Annotated in this window: 27 protein-coding genes and 1 pseudogene; 3 read left to right on the top strand and 25 right to left on the bottom strand. The window is 51.1% G+C overall.

What is annotated here, in order from left to right:
* Nucleotides 1–32: 32 nt before the first annotated feature.
* The 7 genes from AC3WOK_RS07465 to guaB all read right to left on the bottom strand — a co-directional run bounded on the left by AC3WOK_RS07465 (nucleotide 33) and on the right by guaB (nucleotide 7,158).
* Nucleotides 33–413 carry a helical membrane plugin domain-containing protein gene (locus AC3WOK_RS07465; RefSeq protein ID WP_492354272.1) on the bottom strand — a complete coding sequence of 127 codons (381 nt, stop codon included), beginning with the start codon at nucleotides 411–413 and terminating at the stop codon, nucleotides 33–35.
* Nucleotides 413–1,609 carry an NAD(P)/FAD-dependent oxidoreductase gene (locus AC3WOK_RS07460; RefSeq protein ID WP_492354271.1) on the bottom strand — a complete coding sequence of 399 codons (1,197 nt, stop codon included), beginning with the start codon at nucleotides 1,607–1,609 and terminating at the stop codon, nucleotides 413–415. The genes AC3WOK_RS07465 and AC3WOK_RS07460 overlap by 1 nt, the downstream gene beginning before the upstream one ends.
* 204 nt (nucleotides 1,610–1,813) lie before the next feature.
* Entirely contained in the window at nucleotides 1,814–2,236 is a 423-nt protein-coding gene (locus AC3WOK_RS07455) for a YcgJ family protein (RefSeq protein ID WP_492354270.1), read from the bottom strand.
* Between the two features lie 304 nt (nucleotides 2,237–2,540).
* Nucleotides 2,541–3,047, bottom strand: a complete 507-nt coding sequence (locus AC3WOK_RS07450; protein ID WP_059312104.1) for an HNH endonuclease — start codon at nucleotides 3,045–3,047, stop codon at nucleotides 2,541–2,543.
* A 152-nt stretch (nucleotides 3,048–3,199) separates the two neighbouring features.
* The gene (locus AC3WOK_RS07445; RefSeq protein WP_065366306.1) at nucleotides 3,200–3,640 is read right to left on the bottom strand and encodes a DUF6389 family protein; all 441 of its coding nucleotides are present in this window, start codon (nucleotides 3,638–3,640) and stop codon (nucleotides 3,200–3,202) included.
* Nucleotides 3,641–4,046: 406 nt separating this feature from the next.
* Nucleotides 4,047–5,624 (bottom strand): glutamine-hydrolyzing GMP synthase, encoded by a 1,578-nt coding sequence (gene guaA / locus AC3WOK_RS07440; RefSeq protein ID WP_023300703.1) that lies wholly within the window; start codon nucleotides 5,622–5,624, stop codon nucleotides 4,047–4,049.
* A 67-nt stretch (nucleotides 5,625–5,691) separates the two neighbouring features.
* Nucleotides 5,692–7,158: an IMP dehydrogenase gene (guaB, locus tag AC3WOK_RS07435; RefSeq protein WP_023333022.1), complete on the bottom strand. Its 1,467-nt coding sequence runs from the start codon at nucleotides 7,156–7,158 to the stop codon at nucleotides 5,692–5,694.
* Nucleotides 7,159–7,317: 159 nt separating this feature from the next.
* On the opposite strand from guaB, the gene xseA reads away from it, so the two are divergent.
* The 3 genes from xseA to AC3WOK_RS07420 all read left to right on the top strand — a co-directional run bounded on the left by xseA (nucleotide 7,318) and on the right by AC3WOK_RS07420 (nucleotide 10,134).
* Nucleotides 7,318–8,691: an exodeoxyribonuclease VII large subunit gene (xseA, locus tag AC3WOK_RS07430; RefSeq protein ID WP_492354269.1), complete on the top strand. Its 1,374-nt coding sequence runs from the start codon at nucleotides 7,318–7,320 to the stop codon at nucleotides 8,689–8,691.
* Between the two features lie 72 nt (nucleotides 8,692–8,763).
* Nucleotides 8,764–9,783 carry a M4 family metallopeptidase gene (locus AC3WOK_RS07425; protein WP_492354268.1) on the top strand — a complete coding sequence of 340 codons (1,020 nt, stop codon included), beginning with the start codon at nucleotides 8,764–8,766 and terminating at the stop codon, nucleotides 9,781–9,783.
* On the top strand, nucleotides 9,784–10,134 hold the full coding sequence (locus AC3WOK_RS07420) for a protealysin inhibitor emfourin (RefSeq protein WP_025757698.1): 351 nt from the start codon (nucleotides 9,784–9,786) through the stop codon (nucleotides 10,132–10,134). It abuts the gene before it with no gap.
* Here AC3WOK_RS07420 and AC3WOK_RS07415 read toward each other — a convergent pair.
* From AC3WOK_RS07415 to AC3WOK_RS07330, 18 genes and pseudogenes are all read right to left on the bottom strand, one after another.
* Entirely contained in the window at nucleotides 10,131–10,352 is a 222-nt protein-coding gene (locus tag AC3WOK_RS07415; protein WP_025912814.1) for a zinc ribbon domain-containing protein, read from the bottom strand. The two genes, AC3WOK_RS07420 and AC3WOK_RS07415, sit on opposite strands and share 4 nt — an antisense overlap.
* Nucleotides 10,353–10,402: 50 nt before the next feature.
* A complete protein-coding gene (locus tag AC3WOK_RS07410) occupies nucleotides 10,403–11,437 on the bottom strand; it encodes a Gfo/Idh/MocA family oxidoreductase (RefSeq protein ID WP_492354267.1) in 1,035 nt (344 codons plus the stop codon).
* Between the two features lie 58 nt (nucleotides 11,438–11,495).
* Nucleotides 11,496–13,040, bottom strand: a complete 1,545-nt coding sequence (locus tag AC3WOK_RS07405) for a peptide MFS transporter (protein WP_492354266.1) — start codon at nucleotides 13,038–13,040, stop codon at nucleotides 11,496–11,498.
* Nucleotides 13,041–13,532: 492 nt separating this feature from the next.
* On the bottom strand, nucleotides 13,533–14,261 hold the full coding sequence (locus tag AC3WOK_RS07400) for a hypothetical protein (RefSeq protein WP_492354265.1): 729 nt from the start codon (nucleotides 14,259–14,261) through the stop codon (nucleotides 13,533–13,535).
* Nucleotides 14,254–15,999 (bottom strand): hypothetical protein, encoded by a 1,746-nt coding sequence (locus AC3WOK_RS07395; protein ID WP_492354264.1) that lies wholly within the window; start codon nucleotides 15,997–15,999, stop codon nucleotides 14,254–14,256. The genes AC3WOK_RS07400 and AC3WOK_RS07395 overlap by 8 nt, the downstream gene beginning before the upstream one ends.
* 606 nt (nucleotides 16,000–16,605) lie before the next feature.
* Nucleotides 16,606–17,097, bottom strand: a complete 492-nt coding sequence (locus tag AC3WOK_RS07390; RefSeq protein ID WP_492354263.1) for a DNA-binding protein — start codon at nucleotides 17,095–17,097, stop codon at nucleotides 16,606–16,608.
* Between the two features lie 35 nt (nucleotides 17,098–17,132).
* A complete protein-coding gene (locus AC3WOK_RS07385) occupies nucleotides 17,133–17,918 on the bottom strand; it encodes a hypothetical protein (protein WP_492354262.1) in 786 nt (261 codons plus the stop codon).
* Nucleotides 17,915–18,088, bottom strand: a complete 174-nt coding sequence (locus tag AC3WOK_RS07380) for a hypothetical protein (protein WP_014830800.1) — start codon at nucleotides 18,086–18,088, stop codon at nucleotides 17,915–17,917. The genes AC3WOK_RS07385 and AC3WOK_RS07380 overlap by 4 nt, the downstream gene beginning before the upstream one ends.
* A gap of 413 nt (nucleotides 18,089–18,501) precedes the next feature.
* Nucleotides 18,502–20,265 carry a DNA primase family protein gene (locus AC3WOK_RS07375; protein ID WP_492354261.1) on the bottom strand — a complete coding sequence of 588 codons (1,764 nt, stop codon included), beginning with the start codon at nucleotides 20,263–20,265 and terminating at the stop codon, nucleotides 18,502–18,504.
* Nucleotides 20,262–20,576, bottom strand: coding sequence for a DUF4222 domain-containing protein (locus AC3WOK_RS07370; RefSeq protein WP_492354260.1), 315 nt, complete (start codon nucleotides 20,574–20,576; stop codon nucleotides 20,262–20,264). Before AC3WOK_RS07370 ends, AC3WOK_RS07375 begins: the two co-directional genes overlap by 4 nt.
* Nucleotides 20,577–20,585: 9 nt before the next feature.
* Nucleotides 20,586–20,789, bottom strand: coding sequence for a hypothetical protein (locus AC3WOK_RS07365; protein WP_492354259.1), 204 nt, complete (start codon nucleotides 20,787–20,789; stop codon nucleotides 20,586–20,588).
* A 115-nt stretch (nucleotides 20,790–20,904) separates the two neighbouring features.
* A complete protein-coding gene (locus AC3WOK_RS07360) occupies nucleotides 20,905–21,780 on the bottom strand; it encodes a site-specific integrase (RefSeq protein ID WP_447280524.1) in 876 nt (291 codons plus the stop codon).
* A complete protein-coding gene (locus AC3WOK_RS07355) occupies nucleotides 21,773–22,018 on the bottom strand; it encodes a host cell division inhibitor Icd-like protein (protein WP_447280525.1) in 246 nt (81 codons plus the stop codon). The genes AC3WOK_RS07360 and AC3WOK_RS07355 overlap by 8 nt, the downstream gene beginning before the upstream one ends.
* A gap of 47 nt (nucleotides 22,019–22,065) precedes the next feature.
* Nucleotides 22,066–22,377 (bottom strand): annotated as a pseudogene (locus tag AC3WOK_RS07350) (ash family protein); the annotation flags it as partial.
* A gap of 80 nt (nucleotides 22,378–22,457) precedes the next feature.
* Nucleotides 22,458–23,084 carry a BRO-N domain-containing protein gene (locus AC3WOK_RS07345; protein WP_447280520.1) on the bottom strand — a complete coding sequence of 209 codons (627 nt, stop codon included), beginning with the start codon at nucleotides 23,082–23,084 and terminating at the stop codon, nucleotides 22,458–22,460.
* Between the two features lie 40 nt (nucleotides 23,085–23,124).
* Nucleotides 23,125–23,340, bottom strand: a complete 216-nt coding sequence (locus AC3WOK_RS07340; RefSeq protein WP_023325059.1) for a helix-turn-helix transcriptional regulator — start codon at nucleotides 23,338–23,340, stop codon at nucleotides 23,125–23,127.
* A 667-nt stretch (nucleotides 23,341–24,007) separates the two neighbouring features.
* Nucleotides 24,008–24,658: a hypothetical protein gene (locus AC3WOK_RS07335; protein WP_023325060.1), complete on the bottom strand. Its 651-nt coding sequence runs from the start codon at nucleotides 24,656–24,658 to the stop codon at nucleotides 24,008–24,010.
* A gap of 35 nt (nucleotides 24,659–24,693) precedes the next feature.
* Nucleotides 24,694–25,917 carry a tyrosine-type recombinase/integrase gene (locus AC3WOK_RS07330; protein WP_164961734.1) on the bottom strand — a complete coding sequence of 408 codons (1,224 nt, stop codon included), beginning with the start codon at nucleotides 25,915–25,917 and terminating at the stop codon, nucleotides 24,694–24,696.
* Nucleotides 25,918–26,097 lie beyond the last annotated feature (180 nt).

The raw sequence follows: 26,097 nt of genomic DNA, 5'->3' as shown, positions 1-26,097 counted from the left end.
TACCCGGCCGCCTGAAGAGCATCAGCCAGACATTAACGACTCCTTATCTCGGGGCAATCAGCATAACTGACGGAAGAAAGCGAATTCAGACGTTGCCCCGTAATCTGTAAGACCCGCAGTAGAAGCATGATGCCGCGGCGGGTATCAGGATCGTTGAGCGCGGCGAACACCTGCAGAAGCGAGATGTCCCCTTCCCGGTTAATCTGCTCACCCCACGCCATGCGTAGCGCGGTTCCGCCTTCCCAGCCCACGGTGACCACATCTTCAAAAACGCCAGCCAGTTTTTCGACCATCGCGTTATCGGTCATTTCCAGCAGGTCTGCTACTACGGCGAGCAGATCAACCAGATTATTCAGACGATTGCCTGCCATCAGCGGGGCGAGGCTTTTTAATAACTGTTCCTGTTCACTCATCAGAACATCCCCCTCACAACGCCCCAATATAGTCCACGGTTGAAGCCGTTTCGCAGCATGCCGCCAAGCCTGGTTGCCGGCATAGGCGTGACATCGTTGCGATAGTCATACACCAGCGGCATGCCCGCCCAGAGCCCCATCTGCGCGACCGCCTGAACCCGCCCGTCGTAGTGGTTACCGCTTCCGGGCGGTCTGCCGTGCAGCTCCGCCACAATGTTGTCGGCAACGATCGGCGCCTGGTTGTGGCATGACCCTCCCGCTTTACTGATCGGGAGATCAACGGTATCGCCGATCACATACACCCCTTCTAAGCCGTAGACGCCCAGCGTTTGGTGATCCGTCGGCAGCCAGCCTTCACCGTTGTGAACCTCACTGAGCCCGGTGTTACGCACCGCTTCTACTGCTCTGATGGGAGGCGTTGCCATCAGGATGTCGAAGTTCTGTGAATCGCCCTCGGCGGAATAAGCAATTTTGCCGTCAGGGTCGACATGGCTTAAGGTAAAGCCGCGCTGATGCTGTATTCCTTTGGCAGCAAAAATATCACCCAGCGCCTCCCCAACCGGACGCTGCAGGAACAGACAGTTTCGCAGCAGCTGCGCGACGGTCGGATAGGTATAAACAATCTCAACCTGATTACGTACGCCGCGCTGGCGCAGATAGTCATCAACCATCAGCGTGGTTTCAATGGGGGCGATGCCGCACTGATGGGGAACATTCGGCGTTTCCGGGAAAGAGACGGTAATAAATATTCGCCCCTTTTTAATGGTGGAGAGCTTATGCGCTAATTGTCTTGCCGCCGCGTATTGATAAAAATGATCGCCCGCTTCGGCAAGGCCAGGGATTTTTTGGGGGAAAGGCGTGCAGCCGGTTGCGATAACCAGCAGGTCCCAGTCGTAATATTGCTTACTGGCACCGTACAGTCGACGCTGTTTAAAATCGAAGGATTCAATCTTATCGGTAATAAATCGAATTTCCGGACTCAGTAATTGCCGTTGAGGCCGTGCCAGTTCATGGTGGTGGAAGAGGTTAAACGCGACATACATAAACGCCGGTTTGTAGTAATGTACCGGCGATTCGGAGATCAGCATCAACTCCACCTGACCGGCAGCAATTTCACGCCGTAACTTTCTGGCCAGCAGGTTGGCGACAATCGTCCCTCCCGTGCCGCCGCCGACAATAATTATGCGGTTTATCATTCCTTTATTCGCTCATGGTAGTGAATGGGAATTCACGTAACCAGACCGCTTCACTGTTACGCTCAGCTAAAGGGTAGTAATGGAATAATATTCCGCAATAAAACCTTTAACGAGTAATTTAATTTTGACAACCACGTAATCATTTAAAATATACACTACAAAATATAATTTATATCTTTATAACGTAGTCTCTATTCATCACCATTATTCGTCAAAGAGAAGCTTAGTGTATTTTGTAGATACAGCCCCGGAGCGCTGTCCGTTCGCGCCATAATAGCGATCTTCACGGCACAGTCGTTCCTTTACATCGCAGAAAATGCCGTTGGCAAAGGTGAATTCGGTCAGATCGACATTGCTCGACGTGAACACCTCGTTTGCAGCAGCCTTCTTACCGAGATACGTCTCTGTCAACTCGCGGGATATCCCCTTGTCATTAGCGCATACATACCGGTCGCAGAGCACGCCCGATGCTGGCGACTTGAGCCTGGCGGGGGGCCTGGCCTGGGCGGACATGGCGGACACGGCCAGCAACGCGGCCACAGAGCATGCGAGTATTGACTTGTTCAAGATGATAATCTCCGTTGGTGAATGGGTGTCGGCTTTGCAGCGGCGCGGTGGAACCATCATGAGGGTGAAAAAACCTGCATGGTTCTGAGTTTCAGCATGAAAGGCCCCGTTTAGCTTTTTGGTGACCTAACAGTTGTCGCAAGTTCGGCTCAGAGGCAATTGTAAGGGTCCTATCCAGGTGAGTCATGCGATTTTAGAGACCCGAACGACTATGCTCTAAACGGAGTGAGCTTGTGGGGCGGGTTAGGTCCGGTATGAGCGAGGAGCGGACATATCCTTAAAAGAAAAATTCAAATCTAATGTAAAATAAAATTTAACATTTAATGGACTGGTTAACCTGGATAACTGTAAGTAATTTAATTCATCAAATAGTCTGAATAAATATTTTTTTCAAAGCTTCCCTAATAATATACACCTTGGTTGCATCAGAATATCTACCACCATGTGTTCCTGCTTTTTTGAACAACTCACTGAAAATTTCTTTAATAAAAATTTCATTAACTGTCATTTGAGTTTCTTTATTATATTTATCCATTTCCTGCTGGATTAGTCTTAACAAGCTTTCCATTTCAGTAGGTTGCTCATTCATCCATTCAATAAGCGCAGTTTCATTAGCAATATCTGGGCTTTCTCTATGGCATTTACTGCATAGCAGAATATAATTTGAGACATCATTACTTCCGCCTAGTGAGTGAGGGATAATATGCGCCCTCTCCAATTTTGAGGATTCGCGGCCACAGCATACACATACATTAAAATCACACGCATTATCATAGCGCGTATCATCCAAACCTCTTTGAATTCCGTTGTCAATCCAGTACTGCCAGATCATTTTTTTACTTGGTGCATTTAGTCTAGGTACTACTGCCATATTACTGCTCCTCAAGAATTCAAACAGTTGATGAGAGATAAGCTGACCTGCGCCCTATAGATTAACACACTACGCTGTTAGTAACGTCCACTTCTGACACAGAGCGGAAGCTAACCGAATCGTAGGTCTGCTTTGAGCGAGGAGCGGACAATTCATTTGCTCAATGGTATAAGATCTGTTGAAGAACATTCGTCTCCAAATACATATCCTGGAATTTTCAGACCTCCAGACAAATTCCATATTATCTTGACCCAATCAATACTAACTTCAACAATCATGTCATTGATCGAAAATGAAGCTTCGTCAGGATCTAATATGGGTACATTTGGATGTAATTTGCCCTCGATTACTTTTACATCAAAAAGTAATCGATAATCTGCTATAGCTTTGTTGAGAACATACGGGTCTGGGCCACAAAGATGAACCATGACAGAAAACATTCCGTCCTCATCCTGATTAGGGTGAATACCGACTTCGACTGACTTAGCTTTTTCTGGAAGGTTAGTCTTGATCTTAAAGATCATATCGACTGCACTTTGTGTGTAGCTTTTTAAAGTGCCTTGCAACATTTCTCTATATTCAGTCTTCGTCAAACCTTACGTCTCCCTAATTTTTGCCAGTCAAGCTGATACATAAGTGGCTAAGGTTTTTACTTTTCCCTAATCGTAATCAGCCCTACATAATTTAGCATATTTCGTCACAACAACTTCCCCTCCTGGCACTAACCTGACAACGCCATAGCGAGAAGAGACAGGTCAGCGGTAATGGTAACATCCATAAACCACATGGCTATTTTCTTTGTAACGCTTATCTTTAGTCTTGAATTGGTGCAGCATGGGATCGGGTGTAAACCACAGTTTTACCGATAAATCCCCCCTCTCGAAATACCACGTTTAAACCACGCATGGTGTTGCCAGCCATGGCCCAAAAAAAGCCCGCAATCCGCGGGCTTAGAGATAATTTAGAAGCTGTTAGTACCAGACGTTTCCGGTTGGGAAATCACTCCCACTCAATCGTAGCTGGTGGCTTACCGCTGATGTCATACACCACGCGGGAAATGCCGTTTACTTCGTTGATGATGCGGTTAGACACGCGGCCTAAGAAGTCATACGGCAGGTGCGCCCAGTGCGCGGTCATGAAGTCGATGGTTTCCACCGCACGCAGGGAAACAACCCAGTCGTACTTGCGGCCATCGCCCATCACGCCGACGGAGCGAACCGGCAGGAACACGGTGAACGCCTGGCTCACTTTGTTGTACAGGTCAGCTTTGTGCAGCTCTTCGATGAAGATAGCGTCCGCGCGACGCAGCAGGTCGCAGTACTCTTTCTTCACTTCGCCCAGCACGCGCACGCCCAGACCCGGGCCCGGGAACGGGTGACGGTAGAGCATGTCGTACGGCAGACCCAGTTCCAGACCGATCTTACGCACTTCGTCTTTGAACAGCTCGCGCAGCGGTTCAACCAGGCCCATCTTCATCTCTTTCGGCAGGCCGCCCACGTTGTGGTGAGATTTGATGACGTGTGCTTTACCGGTGGCGGAGGCCGCGGATTCGATCACGTCCGGGTAGATGGTGCCCTGCGCCAGCCACTTCACGTCTTCCAGCTTCAGCGCTTCTTCGTCGAACACTTCCACGAACACGCGACCGATGATCTTACGTTTCGCTTCCGGATCGTTCTCGCCTTTCAGCGCGTCCAGGAAGCGCTGCTCGCCTTCCACGTGAACGATGTTCAGACCGAAGTGATCGCCAAACATGTCCATGACCTGCTGGGCTTCGTTCAGACGCAGCAGACCGTTGTCCACGAAGACGCAGGTCAGGTTTTTACCAATCGCGCGGTGCAGCAGCATTGCGGTTACGGAGGAGTCCACGCCGCCGGAGAGGCCGAGGATCACTTTGTCATCGCCAACCTGCTGGCGGATACGCTCAACGGCGTCGTCGATGATTTTAGCCGGGGTCCACAGGGCTTCACACTGGCAGATGTCACGCACGAAGCGCTCCAGCATGCGCATACCCTGACGGGTGTGGGTCACTTCCGGGTGGAACTGCACGCCGTAGAAGCGTTTTTCTTCGTTCGCCATGATCGCGAACGGGCAGCTTTCGGTGCTGGCAACGGTCACGAAGTCAGACGGGATGGCGGTGACTTTGTCGCCGTGGCTCATCCACACGTCCAGCAGCGGTTTGCCGTCTGCGGTCAGGGAGTCTTCGATACCGCGCACCAGCGCGCTGTCGGTGACGACTTCTACCTGTGCGTAGCCAAACTCGCGCTCGTTAGAGCCTTCTACGTGGCCGCCCAGCTGCATTGCCATGGTCTGCATACCGTAGCAGACGCCGAATACCGGCACGCCAGCTTCGAACACGTACTGCGGCGCGCGCGGGCTGTTCGCTTCGGTAGTGCTTTCCGGGCCGCCGGACAGGATGATGCCGCTTGGATTGAATTCGCGAATCTGTGCTTCCGTGACATCCCATGCCCACAGCTCACAGTAAACGCCCAGTTCACGTACGCGACGCGCCACCAGCTGAGTGTACTGCGAACCGAAGTCCAGGATGAGAATGCGATGTTTATGAATGTTTTCCGTCATTGACGCTAATTCCGAGGCAAGTGAAACAAAAACAGAGCGCCCGGCAGAAGCCGGGCGCGGAAACTTATCAGGAGCCCAGACGGTAGTTCGGGGACTCTTTGGTGATCGTCACGTCGTGAACGTGGCTCTCCTGGATACCCGCACCGCTGATGCGTACGAATTCCGCTTTAGTACGCAGCAGGTCAATGGTACCACAGCCGGTCAGACCCATACAGGAGCGCAGGCCGCCCATCTGCTGGTGAATGATCTCTTTCAGACGGCCTTTATACGCTACGCGACCTTCGATACCTTCCGGCACCAGTTTGTCTGCGGCGTTATCGGTCTGGAAGTAACGGTCAGAGGAACCTTTGGACATCGCGCCCAGGGAGCCCATACCGCGGTAAGATTTGTAAGAACGGCCCTGGTAGAGTTCGATTTCACCCGGGGATTCTTCGGTACCGGCCAGCATGGAGCCGACCATTACTGCAGCTGCGCCCGCGGCGATCGCTTTGGCGATGTCGCCAGAGAAGCGGATACCGCCGTCAGCGATAACCGGAATACCGGTACCTTCCAGCGCTTCTACCGCGTCAGACACGGCGGTGATCTGCGGAACGCCCACGCCGGTCACGATACGCGTGGTACAGATAGAGCCAGGACCGATACCCACTTTCACCGCGCTGCAGCCGGCGTCTGCCAGCGCGCGAGCGCCTGCTCCAGTGGCCACGTTACCGCCGATGATCTGCAGGTCAGGGTATTTGGCACGGGTGTCGCGAATACGCTGCAGAACGCCTTCGGAATGGCCGTGAGAGGAGTCAATCAGCAGGACGTCAACACCTGCGGCAACCAGCGCGTCAACGCGCTCTTCGTTACCGGCACCGGCGCCAACCGCAGCACCGACGCGCAGGCGGCCATGCTCGTCTTTACAGGCGTTAGGTTTACGTTCTGCTTTCTGGAAATCTTTAACGGTGATCATGCCGCGCAGGTGGAAGCTGCTGTCGACAACCAGCGCTTTTTCAACGCGTTTTTCGTGCATTTTTGCCAGCACCACGTCGCGGGTTTCGCCTTCGCGAACGGTAACCAGACGCTCTTTTGGCGTCATGTACACGCTGACAGGCTGGTTCAGGTCAGTCACGAAACGCACGTCACGACCGGTGATGATACCGACCAGCTCGTTCTCTTCGGTCACAACCGGGTAACCGGCGAAGCCGTTACGTTCGGTCAGGGCCTTCACTTCGTGCAGGGTGGTGGTTGGCAGAACGGTCTGTGGATCAGACACGATGCCGGATTCATGTTTCTTCACACGGCGAACTTCTTCCGCCTGACGTTCGATAGACATGTTTTTGTGGATAAAGCCAATGCCGCCTTCCTGTGCCAGGGCAATAGCCAGGCGCGCTTCAGTCACGGTGTCCATTGCCGCGGAGAGCATAGGAATGTTCAGGCGAATGGTTTTCGTCAACTGCGTGCTGAGATCGGCAGTATTCGGCAGAACGGTGGAGTGAGCGGGAACGAGGAGGACGTCGTCAAACGTCAGTGCTTCTTTAGCGATACGTAGCATGGGCAATATCTCTGACCTGGGTGGTTAAATATTGCCGTGGCATTATACAGAGCGTAACCGATTGCATCTACACTTTTTTGAAAAAAATGCTTGCGATTGCCTCTCAGCAGGTTACTATCGACTGAATAACTTGCTGATTTAGAATTTGATCCCGCTCACATGTTATCCTCTCAATCCCCCTCAATTTATACCGTCAGCCGCCTGAATCAGACGGTGCGTTTGCTGCTTGAGCAGGAAATGGGGCAGGTCTGGATCAGCGGTGAAATCTCAAACTTCACGCAGCCGTCCTCCGGCCACTGGTACTTTACGCTAAAAGACGATACCGCCCAGGTGCGCTGCGCGATGTTCCGCAACAGCAATCGTCGCGTCACGTTTCGTCCTCAGCACGGCCAGCAGGTTCTGGTGCGCGCCAATATCACCCTGTACGAGCCGCGCGGTGATTATCAAATTATCGTCGAGAGCATGCAGCCCGCGGGTGAAGGCCTGTTACAGCAGAAGTATGAGCAGTTAAAAGCCAGGCTCTCTGCCGAGGGGCTGTTCGACCAGCAGTTTAAAAAGCCCCTGCCCTCACCGGCCCACTGCGTGGGGGTCATCACCTCAAAAACCGGTGCGGCACTGCACGATATTTTGCACGTGCTCAAGCGTCGGGACCCTTCCCTGCCCGTCATTATCTACCCGACCGCCGTACAGGGTGACGACGCGCCGGGCCAGATTGTGCGCGCCATTGAACTGGCGAACGCCCGTCAGGAGTGCGACGTATTAATCGTTGGGCGCGGTGGCGGCTCGCTGGAAGACCTGTGGAGCTTTAACGACGAGCGCGTGGCGCGAGCGATTTTCGCAAGCCAAATCCCCGTTGTGAACGCCGTCGGCCACGAAACGGACGTCACGATTGCGGATTTTGTCGCGGATCTACGCGCGCCTACGCCGTCCGCGGCGGCGGAAGTAGTGAGCCGCAACCAGCTGGAGCTGCTGCGTCAGCTTCAGAACGGCCAGCAGCGCCTGGAGATGGCGATGGACTACTTCCTCGCCAGCCGCACTCGCCGCTTCACCCAGATCCATCACCGTCTTCAGCAGCAGCACCCGCAGCTGCGTCTGGCGCGTCAGCAGACCGTGCTGGAACGTCTGCGCCAGCGCATGAGTTTTGCGGTGGATGCGCAGCTTAAGCGCGCGGTCTCGCGCCAGCAGCGAGCTACACAGCGCCTGAACCAGCAGAACCCGCAGCCGAAAATTTATCGCGCGCAAACGCGGATCCAGCAGCTGGAGTATCGTCTGGCGGAAACTATCCGCGCGCGTCTGAGCACCACCCGCGAGCGTTTCGGCAATGCGGTGACCCATCTTGAAGCGGTCAGCCCCCTCTCCACGCTGGCGCGCGGCTACAGCGTGACGACGGCGACGGACGGCAAAGTGCTCAAGCAGACCAAACAGGTGAACGCCGGCGATGTGCTGACAACCCGCCTGTCGGACGGCTGGGTAGAAAGCGAAGTGAAATCAATTAAACCGGCGAAAAAGCCGCGTCAGCGAAAAACCGGATAATTCTTCGCCGGTTAGAAACTATACTGCTGCTATTCCCTTTTATTCGGCCTTGCCAGAACTAAGGAGAGCAGCATGTCCCATCTTTACAGTGTCATTCCCCCCTACATCCTTCGTCGCATTATCGAAAGCGGTTCCGAGCCGCAGCAGCGCTGTGCCCGCCAGACCTTGACCCATGTCCAGACTCTGATGGCCCACATGCCCGGCAAGCCCGCCGCGCCGCACGTGAGCAAGGCCGGACAGCTGGAGCGTGATATCTACGATGCGAAGCAGACCCAGGAGCTACCGGGTACGCAAGTGCGTTATGAAGGCCAGCCGTCGAACGGCGACGTGGCGGTGGATGAAGCCTACGATTATCTGGGTATCACCCATGATTTCTTCTGGAAAGCATATCGGCGCGATTCACTCGACAACAAGGGCCTGATTCTGACCGGCACCGTGCATTATGGCCGGGAATATCAGAACGCCTTCTGGAACGGCCAGCAGATGGTTTTTGGCGACGGGGACGGGGAAATCTTTAACCGCTTTACCATCGCCATTGACGTCGTGGGGCACGAGCTGAGCCACGGCGTTACCGAGACCGAAGCCGGGCTTATCTATTTTGAACAGTCGGGCGCGCTGAACGAGTCGCTGTCAGACGTGTTTGGCTCGCTGGTCAAACAGTACCATCTGAAGCAAACCGCCGATAAAGCAGACTGGCTCATTGGCGAAGGGCTGCTGGCGAAAGGGATCAACGGCAAAGGGCTGCGCTCGATGTCTGAGCCGGGCACCGCCTATGACGACCCGCTGCTCGGCAAAGACCCGCAGCCCGCGCACATGAAAGATTTCATTAAAACGCGCGAGGATAACGGCGGCGTGCATCTGAACTCCGGCATCCCCAACCGGGCGTTTTATCTGGCCGCGACGGCGATCGGCGGCTACGCCTGGGAAAAAGCGGGTTATGCCTGGTACGACACGGTTTGCGATCGCAATCTGGCGCAGGATGCGGATTTTGAGGCCTTTGCAAAACTGACGATAGCGCACGGAGAGAAACGCTCCGGCAGCGGCGTTGGGGCGGCCATAAAACAAGCCTGGGAACAGGTGGGAGTGCTGTAAATGCAGGTTCCGGAACTGACGGATGACGCCGTGGTTGAGCTGGCCCGGGAAGGCGGCGTCGCTTTTATTCCTAAGCTGAGCGGCCAGCGCACCATCGCGCTGTCCTCGCTCAATGAGGCCCAGCGCCAGCGCCTGGTGAGCATCCTTGAACAGGCCTTTCCGCGCGGCCAGCCGCCGGGGCAGGCCTCGTCACCCGGCAGCGGCGACCAGCGCTATTTCCGCATCCAGATTATCTGGACCGGGCAAAATCAGGCCCACTACACCGATATCATCGTGCTGGTACCGGAGCAGGAAGCGCCCGAGTCGCTGGTCGAGCTGTGGAAGAAGGGCGAAGGCTGCGTGTGTGATTAACCTTCGGCCCGAACAAACTCCACGCGTTTTTTAGAGATAAGACCGTGGCCGTTCTGGCAGAAATAGTCCACCGCCCCGCAGGCTTTTAATACCTGGAGTGGCTGATGACACTCCGGGCAGCGGGCTTCGAGCGCAATATCCTTATTACAGCTTTCGCAGTGCGCTACCCCATTCTGAGGCTCAAGCGGTGCCTGGCAATCCGGGCAGGTAATCGTCATGGTGACTCCTTTAAAGGGTTCAGGTCTGCGATAATTTTACCACGTCGCGGTCAGTGCGGGCCACGCAGCTGTTGCTGTAACGCCAGCAGCAGTGTCACTTCCTCGATCCTGCGGCGCGTCGTGCGGCTCACCTCGTGCGGATCCCGTTCAAACAGGCTGTTGGCGCCCAGAATATGCTCTGCAAGACAGTGCTCGTAGATCGTGCCGGGAATGTTCCAGCGTTGACGCGTGTCGCTATTTATCAGCTCAAGCACATCTTCTGCGCCGTGCCGGTCGTAACTGATGGTCCGCCCGTCGCGCAACCAGAACCGTAAGCCTTTTTGCCCGCCCGCGGGTCCCGCGTATTTGTTAAGCCAGATATCCACCGACACGCCGCTGATGTGTCCCTGAAGATGCGCCTCACCTTCCGCCGTGGTCAGGTCGCCTTTTGCGATAGCGTGGCCCAGGCGGTCTTTAGCCGTGACCACCTGCAACGTCATCTCATCACTCCCGCCCAGATAGCGCACCGTTTCGCGCAGCATCGCCAGCACGTGCGTACCGATATCCAGAATCACGCCATCAGGGTGACGAAGCGTACGCGCGTCCGGCTCGCCAGTGGCAAAGTTAAGCGCGATGGGTTCTCCTGCGGCGTTAAATCCGCTCGGCTCCTGCAAAAAGCCGTCGATTTTGACGATGTCAGAGACATTGCCAACCAGCTGCCGCTTCACCGTGTCGATGCGCGCCATCCAGTGGTCGATCACCAGCACGCGGGGCGCCACGCCGGGCATGGCCAGCAGCGCGTTAAGCTTTTCGATTTGAGAAAGCATGGCGACAATCGGTTTTTCAACCACAATGCGCGGCACGGGCGAGGCTATGGCCTGCTCCAGCACCTCAAGATGGTGCAGCGATGCGGTGGTGATAAACAGGGTATCAAGCGGCTGGGAGAGAAGGTCAGACAGTGTGGAGCAGCGCGTTATACCCTCCGGCTGTTTTACGGGCTGGATATCAAAGCCTAAACAGTGAGGGGGAGTATCAAAAAGTTTTCGTATTGCGGGCAGGTAAGCTGTTTCAACGACTGCGCCAAGACCAACAAACCCTAACAGCATGTTCTTACCTCGTTGAGTAAATTGCCGGGGCATAACGCCGCCCCGGCAAAATCGAGGTTTATGAGGCGTTAGCAGCCGGCTTAGTTTGCGCATTTTCCAGCATGCGGCGCACCGGAACAATGAGAACGATCAGTACCGCGGCACAAATCAGCAGCGCGATGGAGCAGCGCGCGAAGAGATCCGGCAGCATATCCAGCTGGTCGGCCTTCACGTGGCCGCCGATCAGGCCCGCCGCCAGGTTACCCAGAGCACTCGCACAGAACCACAGCCCCATCATCTGGCCGCGCATTCTTTCCGGCGCCAGCAGCGTCATGGTCGCCAGACCAATCGGGCTCAGGCACAGCTCACCCAGCGTCAGCATCAGAATGCTGCCCACCAGCCAGAATGGCGACACGCCCGCACCACCGTTGCTCAGCACGTTCTGCGCCGCCAGCATCATCAGGCCAAAGCCCGCTGCGGCACACAGAATACCGATAACGAACTTGGTGATGCTGCTCGGACGAATATTTTTGCTCGCAAGCTTCGGCCATGCCCAGCTGAACACCGGTGCCAGCAGGATGATGAACAGGGCGTTGATTGACTGGAACCACACCGCAGGGATTTCGAAATCACCGATCGTGCGGTTAGTGTAGTCGTTGGCAAACAGGTTGAACGAGGTTGGCTTCTGCTCAAACGCAGACCAGAAGAAGGCCGCGGAGATCAGCAGAATAAAGCAGACCAGCAGCCTGGCGCGCTCTTTACGGTTCAGTCCCGCAAAAACAAACAGATAAATAAAGTAGAGCGCAACGGATGCCGCAATCACGTAGACCAGCACGCTGGCTACCGCGACCGGGTTAATGACAATCACGCCCTGCGCAATCAGCGTCACGATCGTTGCCACGCCAGCCGCCAGCGCCAGCAGCCAAACGCCCACGCCGTTACGCTTAACGATCGGGGTGTTCCAGGTGGAATCGAGGCCGACTTCACCGTCATAACGTTTCATCGCCGGAACGGCAAACACGCGGAAGATAATCAGCGCCACCAGCATCCCGATACCGCCAATACCAAAGCCCCAGTGCCAGCCGTGGGTTTTAATCAGCCAGCCGGAAATCAGCGGCGCGATGAACGAGCCCATGTTGATGCCCATGTAGAACAGCGAGAAACCGCCGTCGCGACGCGCATCGCCTTTTTTGTACAGGGTGCCGACCATCACCGAAATACAGGTCTTGAACAGCCCTGAGCCGAGCACGATGAACATCAGGCCAATAAAGAACAGGTTGTTCCCCATCACCGCGGAGAGCGCAATCGACAGATGACCGAGAGCAATCAGGATTGAACCGTACCAGACGGCTCTCTGCTGGCCGAGCCAGTTATCGGCCAGCCACCCACCCGGCAGCGCGGCCAGGTACATGGTACCGGCAAAGATACCGACAATCGCTGAGGCGTTTTCACGCGCCAGCCCCATCCCGCCATCATAGACGGTGGCGGCCATAAACAGGATCAGTAACGGACGAATGCCGTAAAACGAGAAACGCTCCCACATCTCGGTGAAGAACAGTGAACCGAGCGGATACGGATGGCCGAAGAACGTTCGGCTCTCTTTTTGATTAACAGAGGATTGCATAATTCTCCCGAAAGGTATGTCGTCGTGCTTGTAAACACCATCATGTACGCCGGCCAGTTACGTATCTGGCCGATTTTTTACATGCGGCGAAAAGTTGGTTAACCATTTGATAACCAGGCGCTAGTTTTGTCTAGTACCGGACCCTGGACTTTAAGATGAAAATTCGACGATTGTCTACTTTCTTAGATTTAAAAATGGTTAAAAGTGAATAGTGATTGACTTCACACAGAGAAAACCGGCGGTATGATTGGGCAAAAAAAAGCCCGCGATAACGCGGGCTTTCGTGAGAGCGACAGAGCTTATTTGCTTTTCTTAATGTGAACGCCCAATAATTACTTAAGTAATTGTTATTTAAACACTTTTTAAATTTAACATTATAGTTGTGTACACCCTTGGGTACACTCCAAAAGAGCTTCGGTAGCTCTAGTTGACCGATTACATCAAGAGTTAAACATATCTAGGGCATTTGCTTATAGTTCATACCCCCTCTCTTCACTGATCCAATACTCTGATCTCAAGGATATCTTCAGGCTTTACTGGTACAAATTGATAACCATCTTGATCGATTTGATGAACTTCATGGTTATGTAGTGAATGAAATGAGGACATAAGTATTTGTCCCCATGGGTGTTCAATAAATGTTTTAATTCTATGGGGGTCTAATGAACACCTGATAACCATAGCCTTACCAATTGAGTTTAATTTTGAACCGATAGGCTCTTCAGGCTCAAAACACATATTGATTTGTTCACCACCATACATGCCCAGTAAAAATTCCGCTCCACGATTATCCAGTGCTGTTTCAGTGAAGTTGAAGAAAACCCTTCCATCTCTAACTGATTCTTGCTGATTTCGGTAATATTTATGCCAAACTTTTCTCATATAGATTAATTCATCTTCTGAAAAAAGATATCCATATTCATTAAGAAATGTTTCTCTTATATCTCTACCATTTCGTATCAGCAACCCTTTTTTTAAAATGCTTTCAGGTTCAGCTCTTGTATAGTGAATACCAACTATTTTATTTTGCAGGCAGTATTCATTTATATCCCTCACTAATCCTCTTACATTTTGATGCTGAACAAATTCATCAGAAAATTCAATGGATTCACAAAGTTCCTTGATGTTATTTAGCCGTTCAATATAGTGAAGAGGAAGCTCTAATGGATTAGAAAGATCAATGATTACTTTCGAACCATTTTGCATTGTTTTTCTATTCATTAATATACTTCCCAATAAACCAAATAGATTGACCGACATTGGAAATTAATCGTTCACCTTTTCGTAAATAGGAGATATCATCTTCAACTCCAGCGAGTCTAAGAGCATCTCCAATTTTCGAACTTGTTGGGTGAGCATCTCCCAATCTCATATCATAGGCACCAACTATCGGTCCAAAAATTTCTCGAGCTTTTTCTTCTCCAACTTTTTGAGATAAAATATTTTGCAATAATTTATTTGAACCTAATTTTTCCTTATCTGGATGCATTGATATTTTTCTTAATTCTCGGACATTTAGTCTATCTGAAAAATATCTTACAATTTCTTTAGCCAACCGAAGTAAGGATGCCTGATCTCTGCTTACAAACCTTAGAATATTTTTTTTAGCCTCATTAATATCAATATCATGTGAGAACAATGCAATTCCAAGTCTTTCTTTAAATATATCTTCCAACATTTTCATAACTTCAAAAAACAAGAACTCAACTGCATAAGTTTCAGCCGGCATCGCTTTAACTTGCGCAGCCAAAAGCTCAGAAGATACTTTGCCATCAGGGACAACATTATGCGCGGCCCAGACATGTTGTTCCCAGCCATCTAGACGAGCAATGTCGCAAGCATAGACGGTAATGAGATCTGCAGCATTTATCCCAAAATGAACACTTTTTTGCGAAGCCGATATTAAGGCTCCTGTTTCAGACGTAAACCATTCGATAGAAAATCCGCGAAAGCTTAAAAGTTCATTTACGATACTTGAACGAAACCATAACCAGCGCCCGATATCTTCTTTATTCAGTTTAGAGGACGCTAATCGTGTCCCATCAGTTTCAATAATAAAATGAGGCAAATTAGGATCATCATCGCCTCGGACACGTTTGCTTAAGCCGTGATGTTCAATCCATTCATCTCGCCAGAACTCTCCTTCAATTCGAGTCCCTTCATATCCACTATGGTTACCCTCCTTTTTTTCGTAAGCAGTATTACTTTCGTTTTCCGGCCCCATAACAGGTGCATCTTCATCCTCATCAATATCTGTTCGCCAAGTCCGGAACATAGCCCATTTACCACCAAACACGTCGTTATTACTACAGACTCTTAGTTGGAAACGACCACCATCCCTTTGTTCTTCATGATGATCTGCCAATCCACTAAATTGACTATTTTCAAGAGATGCAACGTTTATAACACGCTGCTTATAATACGATAAACGCAATGATAAATTTCTTGCAGCAAGATAATCAATTAAATACTCTCGCTTTATTTCAATTAAATTTGGTTCACCTTGACTATCATAAAACTCTCGAACAACTTCAACAAAATTTTCTTCTGGTCTAACCCAAGAGTTCTCCTCTTTGACTATCCGAAGAGCCATAATCAAATCAGGATTTAGCATCCATATATTCCCACCCAACACTGGAAGGGAATAATCAAAAACCAAGTGTAGGCCTATAGGTTCATTATCATGATATTCATATTGGTCTACAGGAGAATATTGACCATTCCTGTATGCATAAGGTTTTGTTTCTACAATTCCAATATCGTTCCAACTAAGGTTTTCGGCTTGTTCTTTAAACTCAATTGGAACAGCTATAGAACCACAACCGAAGAAATCACTCTCATAACCAACCTTATATACATGGCCTTGTTCATTTGTTTTAACTGCCCGCAATGGAACCCAAGTCGCATTAGAATAAAGGCGGTGGGTTTCTTTTTTTTGAAGTATCCAATCTAAGCTCACTTACAACCCTCCAATGTTAACAACAAATTCAAAGGTTATTTCATTATCGTACTCAGCCACAATTTTATAAATATATATTACCTGACATCCCACCATAATGGACCTTATCTTCATGATATGTATAACAGAAATAGTTATACAAGTCTGTTGAAAGCAACTGTAACTTAGAGCGCGTTCAGCCGAAAATGCCCTTTGGCGCTGCCGGTGGGTGACAACTTTTGACAACTCAATCTGAACGCCAGCGTCCGGGCAAACCAGAACAGCGATCTGAAAGAGGCTCGAGGATGGTTGCAAAGGGGGAGTGCTTAACACCTCCCCTTCCCGAGTTCGTGTACCTGAAGTTTTCTAAAGCGGTAGCGGTTGACACTTTACCCCTGGTTTTCCCTAGTAAGGCATAACAAACCATAACAGGCTGACACCTGCCCTGCTTCGCATCAGGATTAACAAAAGCTAACAACCAAGGCTCAACAATTCTCAACGCCAGCCCTTTACACTTCTGCTGTAGCTGCTGTTCGTAGGCGTCAGGATCCGTTAGGTGGGGTTGACACTTTTCCCTGTTTTTCACGAAAAAGTGTCAAGTTAGAGGAGTTAGGTTTGGCCGGGGGTTTACAGTTTCTCGCCTGCCAGCAAACAGAGTGCCTTTAATCCTGTTTCGCTCCAGTCATCCTGGGTGTCTGGATGCATTGCTGCCACATAGGCCAGCTCGGAACGCAGGAAACGCAAACCACCAGCCATGTGATCTTTGCCATAGAAGCTGTGGGTTTCTTCATCCGGCCGGAAGAGAATCAGCAATTGTTCATCGGGCTCGTGCTGAACTTCAAAACCCAGCTCAGCGGCTGCGGCCTCTATTCGCTGGCCAGCATCAATATCAGCTGGCAGTGCTTTCCCGCCGCCATGCCCCCATACCCATGCGGCGGCCTGCGCCCACGTCATTTCAGTCTGGTGTTCGCCAGCACCAGCAGAATTTTGTTTAGCCTGCGATGCGTCAACATCCACTTTATCGCCTGAAATTACAATTTCACCGCGGGCTATCCAGCCGTAAACAGTTTGCCGGCTGACGCCCATATGCCTGGCGTAGGCTGATTTACTTAACAGCATTCTGGTGTATCCCTCCGGGCAGAAAAAAGCCGCCCTCAGGCGGCCTGCTTCTCTTCTGAATGTGTCTGCCGCTGGCTGCCTTTGAGCATCGCGCTGACATGTTCGCTTAACTGATCAAGGCCGGTCATGCGTGGCTGTACGTCTGATGGATCGTCGTTCTTCCCGTACACGAGATTGTTATACCAGGTTCGGACAGCTGTAATTTGTGCGACGTCTTTCCTTACCGCGTCGACCAGATCGGCAACCGCGCTAATCACCTGCCCGTTCTCTGATGCGATACGGGAGAAGGCGAGACGTTTTAGCTGTTCCGTATCGAGCCCCGAACAAACTGCGTGCGCCCTTAGTAAGGCGTCCGCCAGCTCCTGATGCTTTCCACTGTGCATCGACAGCAGCATTTTTTCCTGGCTGCGGCGATCCAGTCGGGCGAATGCCTGGCGCATTTCACTGTCACGCATGAATCCCTGAACATCATCAGATGCCAGTGGATTAACCGGAGCGAGCTTGTTCTTCAGGTAATCGAGAATGTTTGCGGCCTGCTCGCTTACGGCTGCCACCCCGCGGGTAAAGTCTTTGAGCGTGTCCGGGTTCCGGGCTTCACCTGCCCTGCGATTTTTTGCCTGTTCGTTCAGATCCGGATCGTTGCGGATAAAGTCCAGCAAATCCGCCTCAGCTTCGGCCTGCTGCGCCGTTGTCCTCAGGCTGGTGAGTTCGCCCGCCATACCACGGAATAAAGCGGCCATCTGAGTATTTGGCGCAACAACCTTACCGGCATAACCTGCCAGCTCGATGCTGTGTTTCCCAATTTTGATTGAGTAGCTCATTGCCCTGCCTCCATTTTTGACAGCCCCGCATCAAATACCTTGCGCGCAACAGCATGGATTGACGGCGCGATCCCCATGCCCGACTTCTGGCGCTCCCTCTCCTGAATGGTTTTCAGAGCCTGAATCTGTTCCCCGTTCAGCAGAACGGGCTTAACGTTAACCTTGCTCATGATGCCCCCTGTTATAGCGACCGTTAAAGTTCCATTAATCGCAACAATCGAATAATCAATTGCGATTTATGAAACGATATTAATGAAATTGCAGGGGTGTACAACGCGAAAAGAGCGGATGCGTTTTAAAGAATTTGCCCTCAAGGTGTTCATGGTGTTCATAAAGGCGATAAATTACAGACAAAACAACAAATTAACCTATGAACACCGGTCTACATACAGGGGTTACAAGTGTTCATGGTGTTCATATTTCTGTTTGCTTTATGAGCACAGAGCTAAAGTGACCTATGAACACTATGAATACCCTATGAATACCTTAAACAAAGGTGTTCATAGTCAATCTTATTGATTTAATTGAACTTTAACCAATCAATGAACACTATGAACACCTTTCGCCATATTTAGCTAAACATTCATCTTTTTTCCTCAGCTAACGGGTGCGCCTGTGGCAGCCAGTCCTCCGCACTCTCTGAAAGTTCGACGTTCGTCACCACGCCGCGGGTCTTTCTCTCCTTGCGGTATTCGTGATTAAACTCCCGCATGGCGCTTTCCATTCCCTCAGAGAATTTATTCAGCGTCAGCGGCTTCTCGAAACCGTTCGCCTCAAGAAACTTCAGATAAGCGTGATAGAGGTACATGCGGGGGCGATGAGGCGGGTTACGGTTACCCACCAGCATTCCCACGCAATCAGCCAGGCGCTCCAGATGCGCGCAGAAGGCATATAGCGGATCCGTTTTCTGCTTTACCTCCAGTGCTTCTTCGCTGTTCCGTTGCTCCAGCAGCAGCGCCCGCGCTTTTTCCGGGTTCGCAAAGTTCGCCAGCAGCCGACGAACAACCACCGGAATTTCAGCGGATATCTTTTCTGCCAGGTCGGGATCCTTATCCTCTTCGCTGACGCGCCGGTTAAACTGGAAAATTACGCGGCGCCGGGACACGCCACCGGCACGTTCGGTGAAAATCATCGGCGTGTTGTTCGTGGCCACAACCACCGCCCGCAGAACGGCGGTGTACTGGTGCTCGTGTTTCGGGTCGATCTCCACGGCATCCCCGCCGGTGATTGCCTTTATCCCGGTGCCCTCTCCTGAATATTTGGGCTGATCAGGAAGCGTTATCATGCTTTTCCCTACGAACTGCGCCCGCCCACGCGCGCTGTCGAGCGCCGCCATGTTCCCGCTGGCGGTGTTATGCGCGCCGGCCAGCATCGTGGCGATATGGGTAAAGACGCTTTTCCCGCTGCCGCCCTCCCCGGTTATCTCGAGGAACAGCTGCCAGTCGTACCGGTTCGCCAGCACCATAAAGAGCGCTGCAGCGATGCGCTGCATCTTAATTGCGTCTCTATCTGATGCGTAACTTAGCCATTTATGGAAGTTCGGCGCGTGGTCGCGGAGGTTTTCGCCCGGCACCGCCGGCGTGTAGCTCACGCCGTTGTGGTTGGTCAGCCAGTTATCCTGGCTGTGTTCGGAGAAAACGCCGGTTTCCATATCGTAGACGCCGTTAGCAAAGGGGATCAGGCTGCGCCGCGGCTCTCCCATTACCGGGATAACAATTTTCAGGGCGTCGATAACGTTGTTGATCGCGCGCTTGCTGAAGTTAGTTTTGTTCTCGTTGTAGATAGCCACCATTTCGCGGCTCAGCTCGAGCAGAGACGTTTTCTCCCAGATGCCGGCACGGTAGACGTACACGCCCTCGCTGTTTTCATTGATCGCAATGCCGGTGTAACGCGCGGCCAGTATGAGCGCCTTTTCGTTATCAGCCAGGTCGCGGAGGTTTACATCCGTCAGCGGTTTGCCGATCACCATGCTTTTGCCGGCTTCCGCATCGGCTCTGAGGCGCGGCAGTTGCGGCGTCCAGTCCTCCAGAAGCTGATAACCTTCAGAGTAGAATTGCGCGCGCTCCACGCCGGCCACCGCCAGCTTTGTCGCGAGAATGGTTATCTGCCGTTCGGTCAGATGCCCGCCGCGGCAAACCCGGGCATAGAGCCGGCCATCATCCACAATGCGGATATTCTCCAGCTCTGCCAGCTGCTTTTTATCCAGCACGACCGGCGGCACGGTGTCACCAATCGGGTTCATTTCCTGCCATGCTTTGGCGAACGTCCAGGCATCGGCTCCGGCAAAGATAATTGACTCCTCCATGAGATCCGCCGGCTGCTTTTTAAGGTTTGGTGCATTCTTCATTTTCTGTTCCCTCGCTCCCTGATGATTTCCCGCATAACCCGAATTCGTTCGATGCCCTGTACACGCATAATCCGATCGATATCTTTTTCGCCGGCGACCGGCGCGGAAGAAACAAATTCAAACTCCCGTACCAGTCTTTCGGGCGTGCAAAAACACGGTGAGCTGTACCCTTCACGGCAATATGTCACTCTGTCGAATCGGTAACTTTCGATAATTACGATGTTGCCTCGACCGTCCTTCCATTTATCGCCCGGCCTGATTTCAGGGTGAGCGCGGCCACCAGCAGTTAAGCCGGAATTTTTAATCGTCATATTTTTACCTTACGCCGCTGGCGGGATTACCTGATAACCAATTCTCTTAAGAAAGCGCGCGGCACTCTCCACCGTGAAAATGATCTCGTCGTCCATAAGGGGGCGCATCGACTGCAACCCGTTCGACGTGTCCACCAGATAGCGGCCGCCGGCCGGGAAACTGAAAACGTTTTTGCCGTCGGCCCGGCGAACCAGATCGTAAACAGGAGTCATAATTTCTCCTCCCCATACCTTAATGACTGGCGGGCAAAACAATATCGCGCGCTATTTAATTGTTCAGATACGTGCTCGAGAAAAGCGCCGAGACGGCAAATCGGGATAACGGTTGTCATACAGATACCTCCATGGCCAGACGGGATTGAATGGCGGAGGCCTTACTGCCTAACTGGAGGTAAGTTCGGGTGATTGCCGGGTTACTGTGCCCGAGCATTTCAGAGGCGACCAGCAAACCCTGTTCGCCGCCGGCAGACATGAGATTAAAGGCGGCAATTTTGCGGCTGGAATAGGCGCTCAGGCGCAGACGCGTGTTTACCACGCGGGTAAACCACACCATTACGTTGTGCAGTTTCTTCCAGATTGTCTGGCGGCTCACGCTACCTTCCAGAGACTGGCAACGATTACTTTCAATCTGGCTGCGGGAAAATACCAGGTCGTCACCGATAAGATTGCGCTCCATGCGTTCGCGCAGTCGTTTGATGATGCCCGGCGGCAGCTGTTTGGTGTCGTGCTTCACTTCAGCCTTTGCCACCAGCTCAAACACGATCGCCTGTTCTTCTTCCGTCATGCCGGCGGCCAGCTCGTCGCAGCTCACGCTATCCCAGTGCATGTACCCAATGTGATCGCCAGCAAGCCGGGCAGCGTCCTTGCGCTGCTGGCGAACAATCTCGATCCCCTTCCGGGTCGCTCTGGCTTCTGCTGCTTTGGTCTGCTTCGCTACGATGATTGTTGCAATGCCGGTTTCCCAGTTGATGCAGGAGTAACGGAAGTTGCACACGTCGCTGGTACGCCAGCCGGTAACGGTCGCAATATCCCACCAGAGTAAAACCCAGTCCGGCTGGGTCTGCTGGATGCGCTCGCGCAGTTTGCGCTGCTCTTCCCGTTCGTAAACGGGGGTCATGGTGCGGCTACCTTTCGTAGTAGTGGCTTTTACCACGTTGCCGCGCAGCTCGCGGGCTTTAGCTGTCAGGGTCTGGAGGTTAAACATAGCTACCTCCCAATTTCGCAACATCCAGTTCAAACGCGCCGCTGCTGTATTGATAAAGCGAACATTCAGAGCGAATTTTGGCGGCAAAGATAAGATCCCAGCGGGAATAAAACTCGCGGGCTTCTTGCTCACTGTCGGCAACGATGCGGATAACAACGGGAGTGCAGGTCCGGCCTTTCGGCGTACCGAGGAAAAGCCAGGTGAATTTGGGCAGTTTTTGGGTTGGGGTAGTAGCCATGTGGCAGCCTCCTTTTGCTTACTGGAGTCACCACCTGAGTTCTCACGCTCATAAAGGGTGGTGACACTGACGGGGGTGAGAATACCGGTGCAAAAGGATACCGGCCAGCCTTTCGGCTGCCCCGCCAGCGCCACCATAGATTCGACGCGGATCTTCCCCGCTGAATGAAGATGTACTGGCTTTACGACACAAAAAAAGACGCTATAGGCGTCTGGTATCGCCTTTTGCTTATCCGGGTTCTCACGCCCGACACCAGATTTTGCTGGTGCTTTTAAAGCATACCCTTCAGTTGAATAACAAGGCAAGGAGTTTTTGGGGTGAGCGAAGCCCTGCCCCAGACGGGCATAATTGTTCTTCATGGCATTAACCTTTTCGAATTGTTTAGTGAGCTGTCGCGACAAACTTATTTTGAGTGCTCTACATCGCAAGAGCACGCAAGTTATTCATGAACTCGATTTTTGTTTAAATCCATAGCTGGCCGAACTTCAGTGAACGTCTCGTGAACATCTTCACCTAACAGCTCAGGCTGATACTTACGCCATAGTTGAATCTCCTCGCGTTCAAGAGCCTCTTTAGCACCCTTACATTGCTGCAACTTATAACCGCGTTTACTGGCCTCCTGCTGATAGGCTGCCATACGCCGGCTAAAATCGTTCAGGAACACGAACGGCACGCCATAAGAGCCAGTTTTGCGGATTGAGGGAATCACCTCGCGAAATACCCAATTACTGAAACGATGGGCGAATGTGCCTGCCGTAGTAGCTTTGCGGCTACGGGCGATCAGTTTGTAAAAACCAGATTCAGAGACAGCACTATGATTTGGGTTTCCACGAATACCGTAAGTTAAAGTTACGGTATTTCTCTCGTCATCATCCAGAGCCTGCAACGCCATACGCGAATTGGATAATTCCAGCGCCGCGCAAACATCCTTTGCAACGAACCACGGTTCGCCATTGAGCTTAACAATGCGAACTTTTAGCCCCTCAAAATTGATAACGGAAATATCATCACTACAGTTTTCAGGGTGAGGGAAGCCCTGACCATTAAGGCCATTATTTGATTTCATACTGTTCCTCGAATCTAATTTACAGAAGTGAAGATCTGACTTAGTTAGCTTTGCGCCGCTCTTCTAGCCAGCGATTAATCTCTAGCGCATCAAAAGCAGTCACGTTGTCACTCAATTTGACGGGACGTGGCAAGATTCCATTTTTGACCCAACGATCAATTGTGGGCATGGATACCCCAAGCAACGCAGGCATACGGAAACGACGGATGTAACCTTCAGTAGGAATAGCTGAGTAAACTTCCTGTTTTTCCAACATTTTTATGCTCCTGTGATAGCTGGTAAGGTTAGATGAAGTTTAATGATTCCTTACGCAGCATTTCCAGCATAAATAGATTCTTTTGAAAGAAATTAGGTTTCTTTTGAAATAATGAATATCTTTTGAAAAACAAGGTGACCGCCGAAAATTTGATCACTGTTATAAAACAGGACATTACAAGTCATACGAACATGATGAGTTATCAACGCTTTACATCTTTTTGTAGGCCTAGGTATCTCTAGGTATCATTTGGTATGTATGCTCATCACATGTAACTCAATGGGTTACATTGGCTGTTAATGACTGTTATTGGCCGTTAATGCCCAGCTATGACTTGCAGTGAGGTTATATGAGAAGACTTAACCTACCAATGCATAACGTCGTATCACTCAACATCACTCAACGTCATTCAACAATATTCAATAGCCCACAACATCATAAAACCGCACAAAACTGCGCGAAACTGCGTACAAGTGCGCTAAGTAATACAGCGGACTAACCATGACATAAAAGGGGAAAGTGGATATCGAGGGGGGGTGATCAGGAAATGAATGAGTTTTTTTGTTGCGGAACAGCTTAGTAAGGCGGATAAATATTGAGTAATGAAAACCGATAAGATGCCCATTTTGTCTTCGTGCAAGTACGCAACGGGCACTCTAACTAAACTCTATTCTGCAGCATACATCGCTAATAGCGCCTGTTTTGCCTTTGCTGCAAATGCCGCTCGGCTTATGCCTTTCGTTGATAAACCTTCAGATTCTAATAATTCCAATACGTCACTATAAATTGCACTTATATTGGGCTTTCCCGAGTTAACATATGAGGATGCCCCGGACTTTTTAACTAAGAGATGAATGAGAACCCCCATCATCTTCATCGTTCCTTCCTGTTCATCTTGTTTACGGTGTTGGCCACGTCCACTTCTGTTTGTTTCTTTTATGTAATTTATAAGCTGCAGCCCACCTAAATTACGAGCCTTCTCCTCCCATCCTTTAGTGCCGCGCAAATCATCAATAGCTTCTTTAACTTTTTGAGCGATTACTTCGGGTGTACTTTCTTCAACGAACGGGAAAGCAGCTAAAAAAATGTCTAAGGCGTTACAAGCTTCATCTGTAGTTATTTTTTTATCCCTGTGAACTTTTAGCGCCCTCGCAATTGATTTGCGAGTAAGATCAACATAGTCAGAGTGCTCAGGGGGTACATCACTGAGACGCATTAGTGGATTCAAACCGGCGAGTGCCAATGCCATTTCCTGTGGCGTGATGGATACAGAAGCACATAACCTCTCAATTGGTGATTTCCTCAAGATGTCTTTCATGCTTTACTCCCTTTCACTTTAGATGTCATAACTCCTCAGTTATCCCCTCTTTCCAACGTCACCATTAATTCGGCCCAACACGATAATGCAGCTTTTCTCTCTTCGAAGTACTGGTGCCGGTTATAGATACCTTCAACGCCGGGGATTTTATGGTTTAAGCAACGCTCGGCTATCAAAGGATCAATTCCTAACGCCGCCATTTGAGTGCGCATAGTACGGCGCAAGTCATGAATACTGAACGGCTCGATTCCATGCATTTCCCTCAACACAGACGGCATGACCATATTGAGAGTTGCTCGGCTAATGTGAGTTCTGCTACTGGCTCTCCTGCCGGGTATAAACCAACGGCTGTTTCCAGCAAAAAGTCTTATTTCTTTTATCCACTCGATCACCGGCTGCGCCAATGGTATATCAATGTCATCGCCATTCTTTGCTCTTGAGCCGGGAAGATGCCAGACGCCCTTCTCAAGATCGAACTCAGTCCATTCAGCAGCACATAACTCCATTTTGCGCACACCCAGCGCCAAAATAAGTTTAAAAACTAGCTCATTTTCCCTGCTGATTCCTTGCCCACTACGCAGCGCTTTAAAGAACATTATTAACTCATCACGACTCAATGCCCGCTTTCTTCCCTTCTCCTTTCCCCCAGCATCTTTTGAGCCGAATGATATAGCAGGATTAACATCAATCATGCCTCGAACGACCGCGAAGTCAAACAGGCGTTTGAGCATACGGAGAACGTCATTAGCGACTGTGGGCGACCCACGCTTAAGAACGTCTTGAAGAACACTATCAACGTGGCGTGGGCGAACTTCTTCGACCTTCATTTTTCCAATTAAGGCCACAATATTCTTTTGCAGGCTAGCGAGGAAAAGCTCTGGATGCTTGTACGTAGGCTCGATCTGACGAGAGTAATACTCAGCTGCAAGTTCAGAAACGTGGATAGCGTTCTTTTCAGCTTCAATTTTCGCTATCGCTTCAGCCTTGCGTTGTTGCTTCTCTGCAGCCACGTCATGCCCAAGAGCAACACGGGCTGCAAGTTCCTTAGCAATCTCCCTTGCTTTAGCAAGCGAGATAACAGAATAAGAACCAATCATTAAGGTCCGAGGCTTGCCGGCAAGTTTGTATCGAAAACGCCAGAATGGAGTTTTGTCTTCTTTGCGAAAGCGGAGATAAAGTCCTTCGCCATCGGACCTACCCTCGAATCGTTCGCCACTCTTGATCCACGCTCGGATCTGCATATCGGTAAGTTTTGGCATGCACGTATACCTAGCAATCTACTGGTACATCAAAAAGTGTACCCAAAAGCGTAAAGGTGTACCCAAAACGACATAACAGCATGCTGGGTACACCTCTGTGTACACCTAAAGGATGCACTTTCCTGTACTCTTATGATAGCCCCTGAAAACAAAAAAGCCCGAAATATTCGGGCTTTAGGA

The organism is Enterobacter sp. FW301-JW81 (assembly GCF_058788735.1).
The sequence above is the reverse complement of the archived record's forward strand: the minus strand, read 5'-3'. Positions and strand labels throughout refer to the sequence as shown.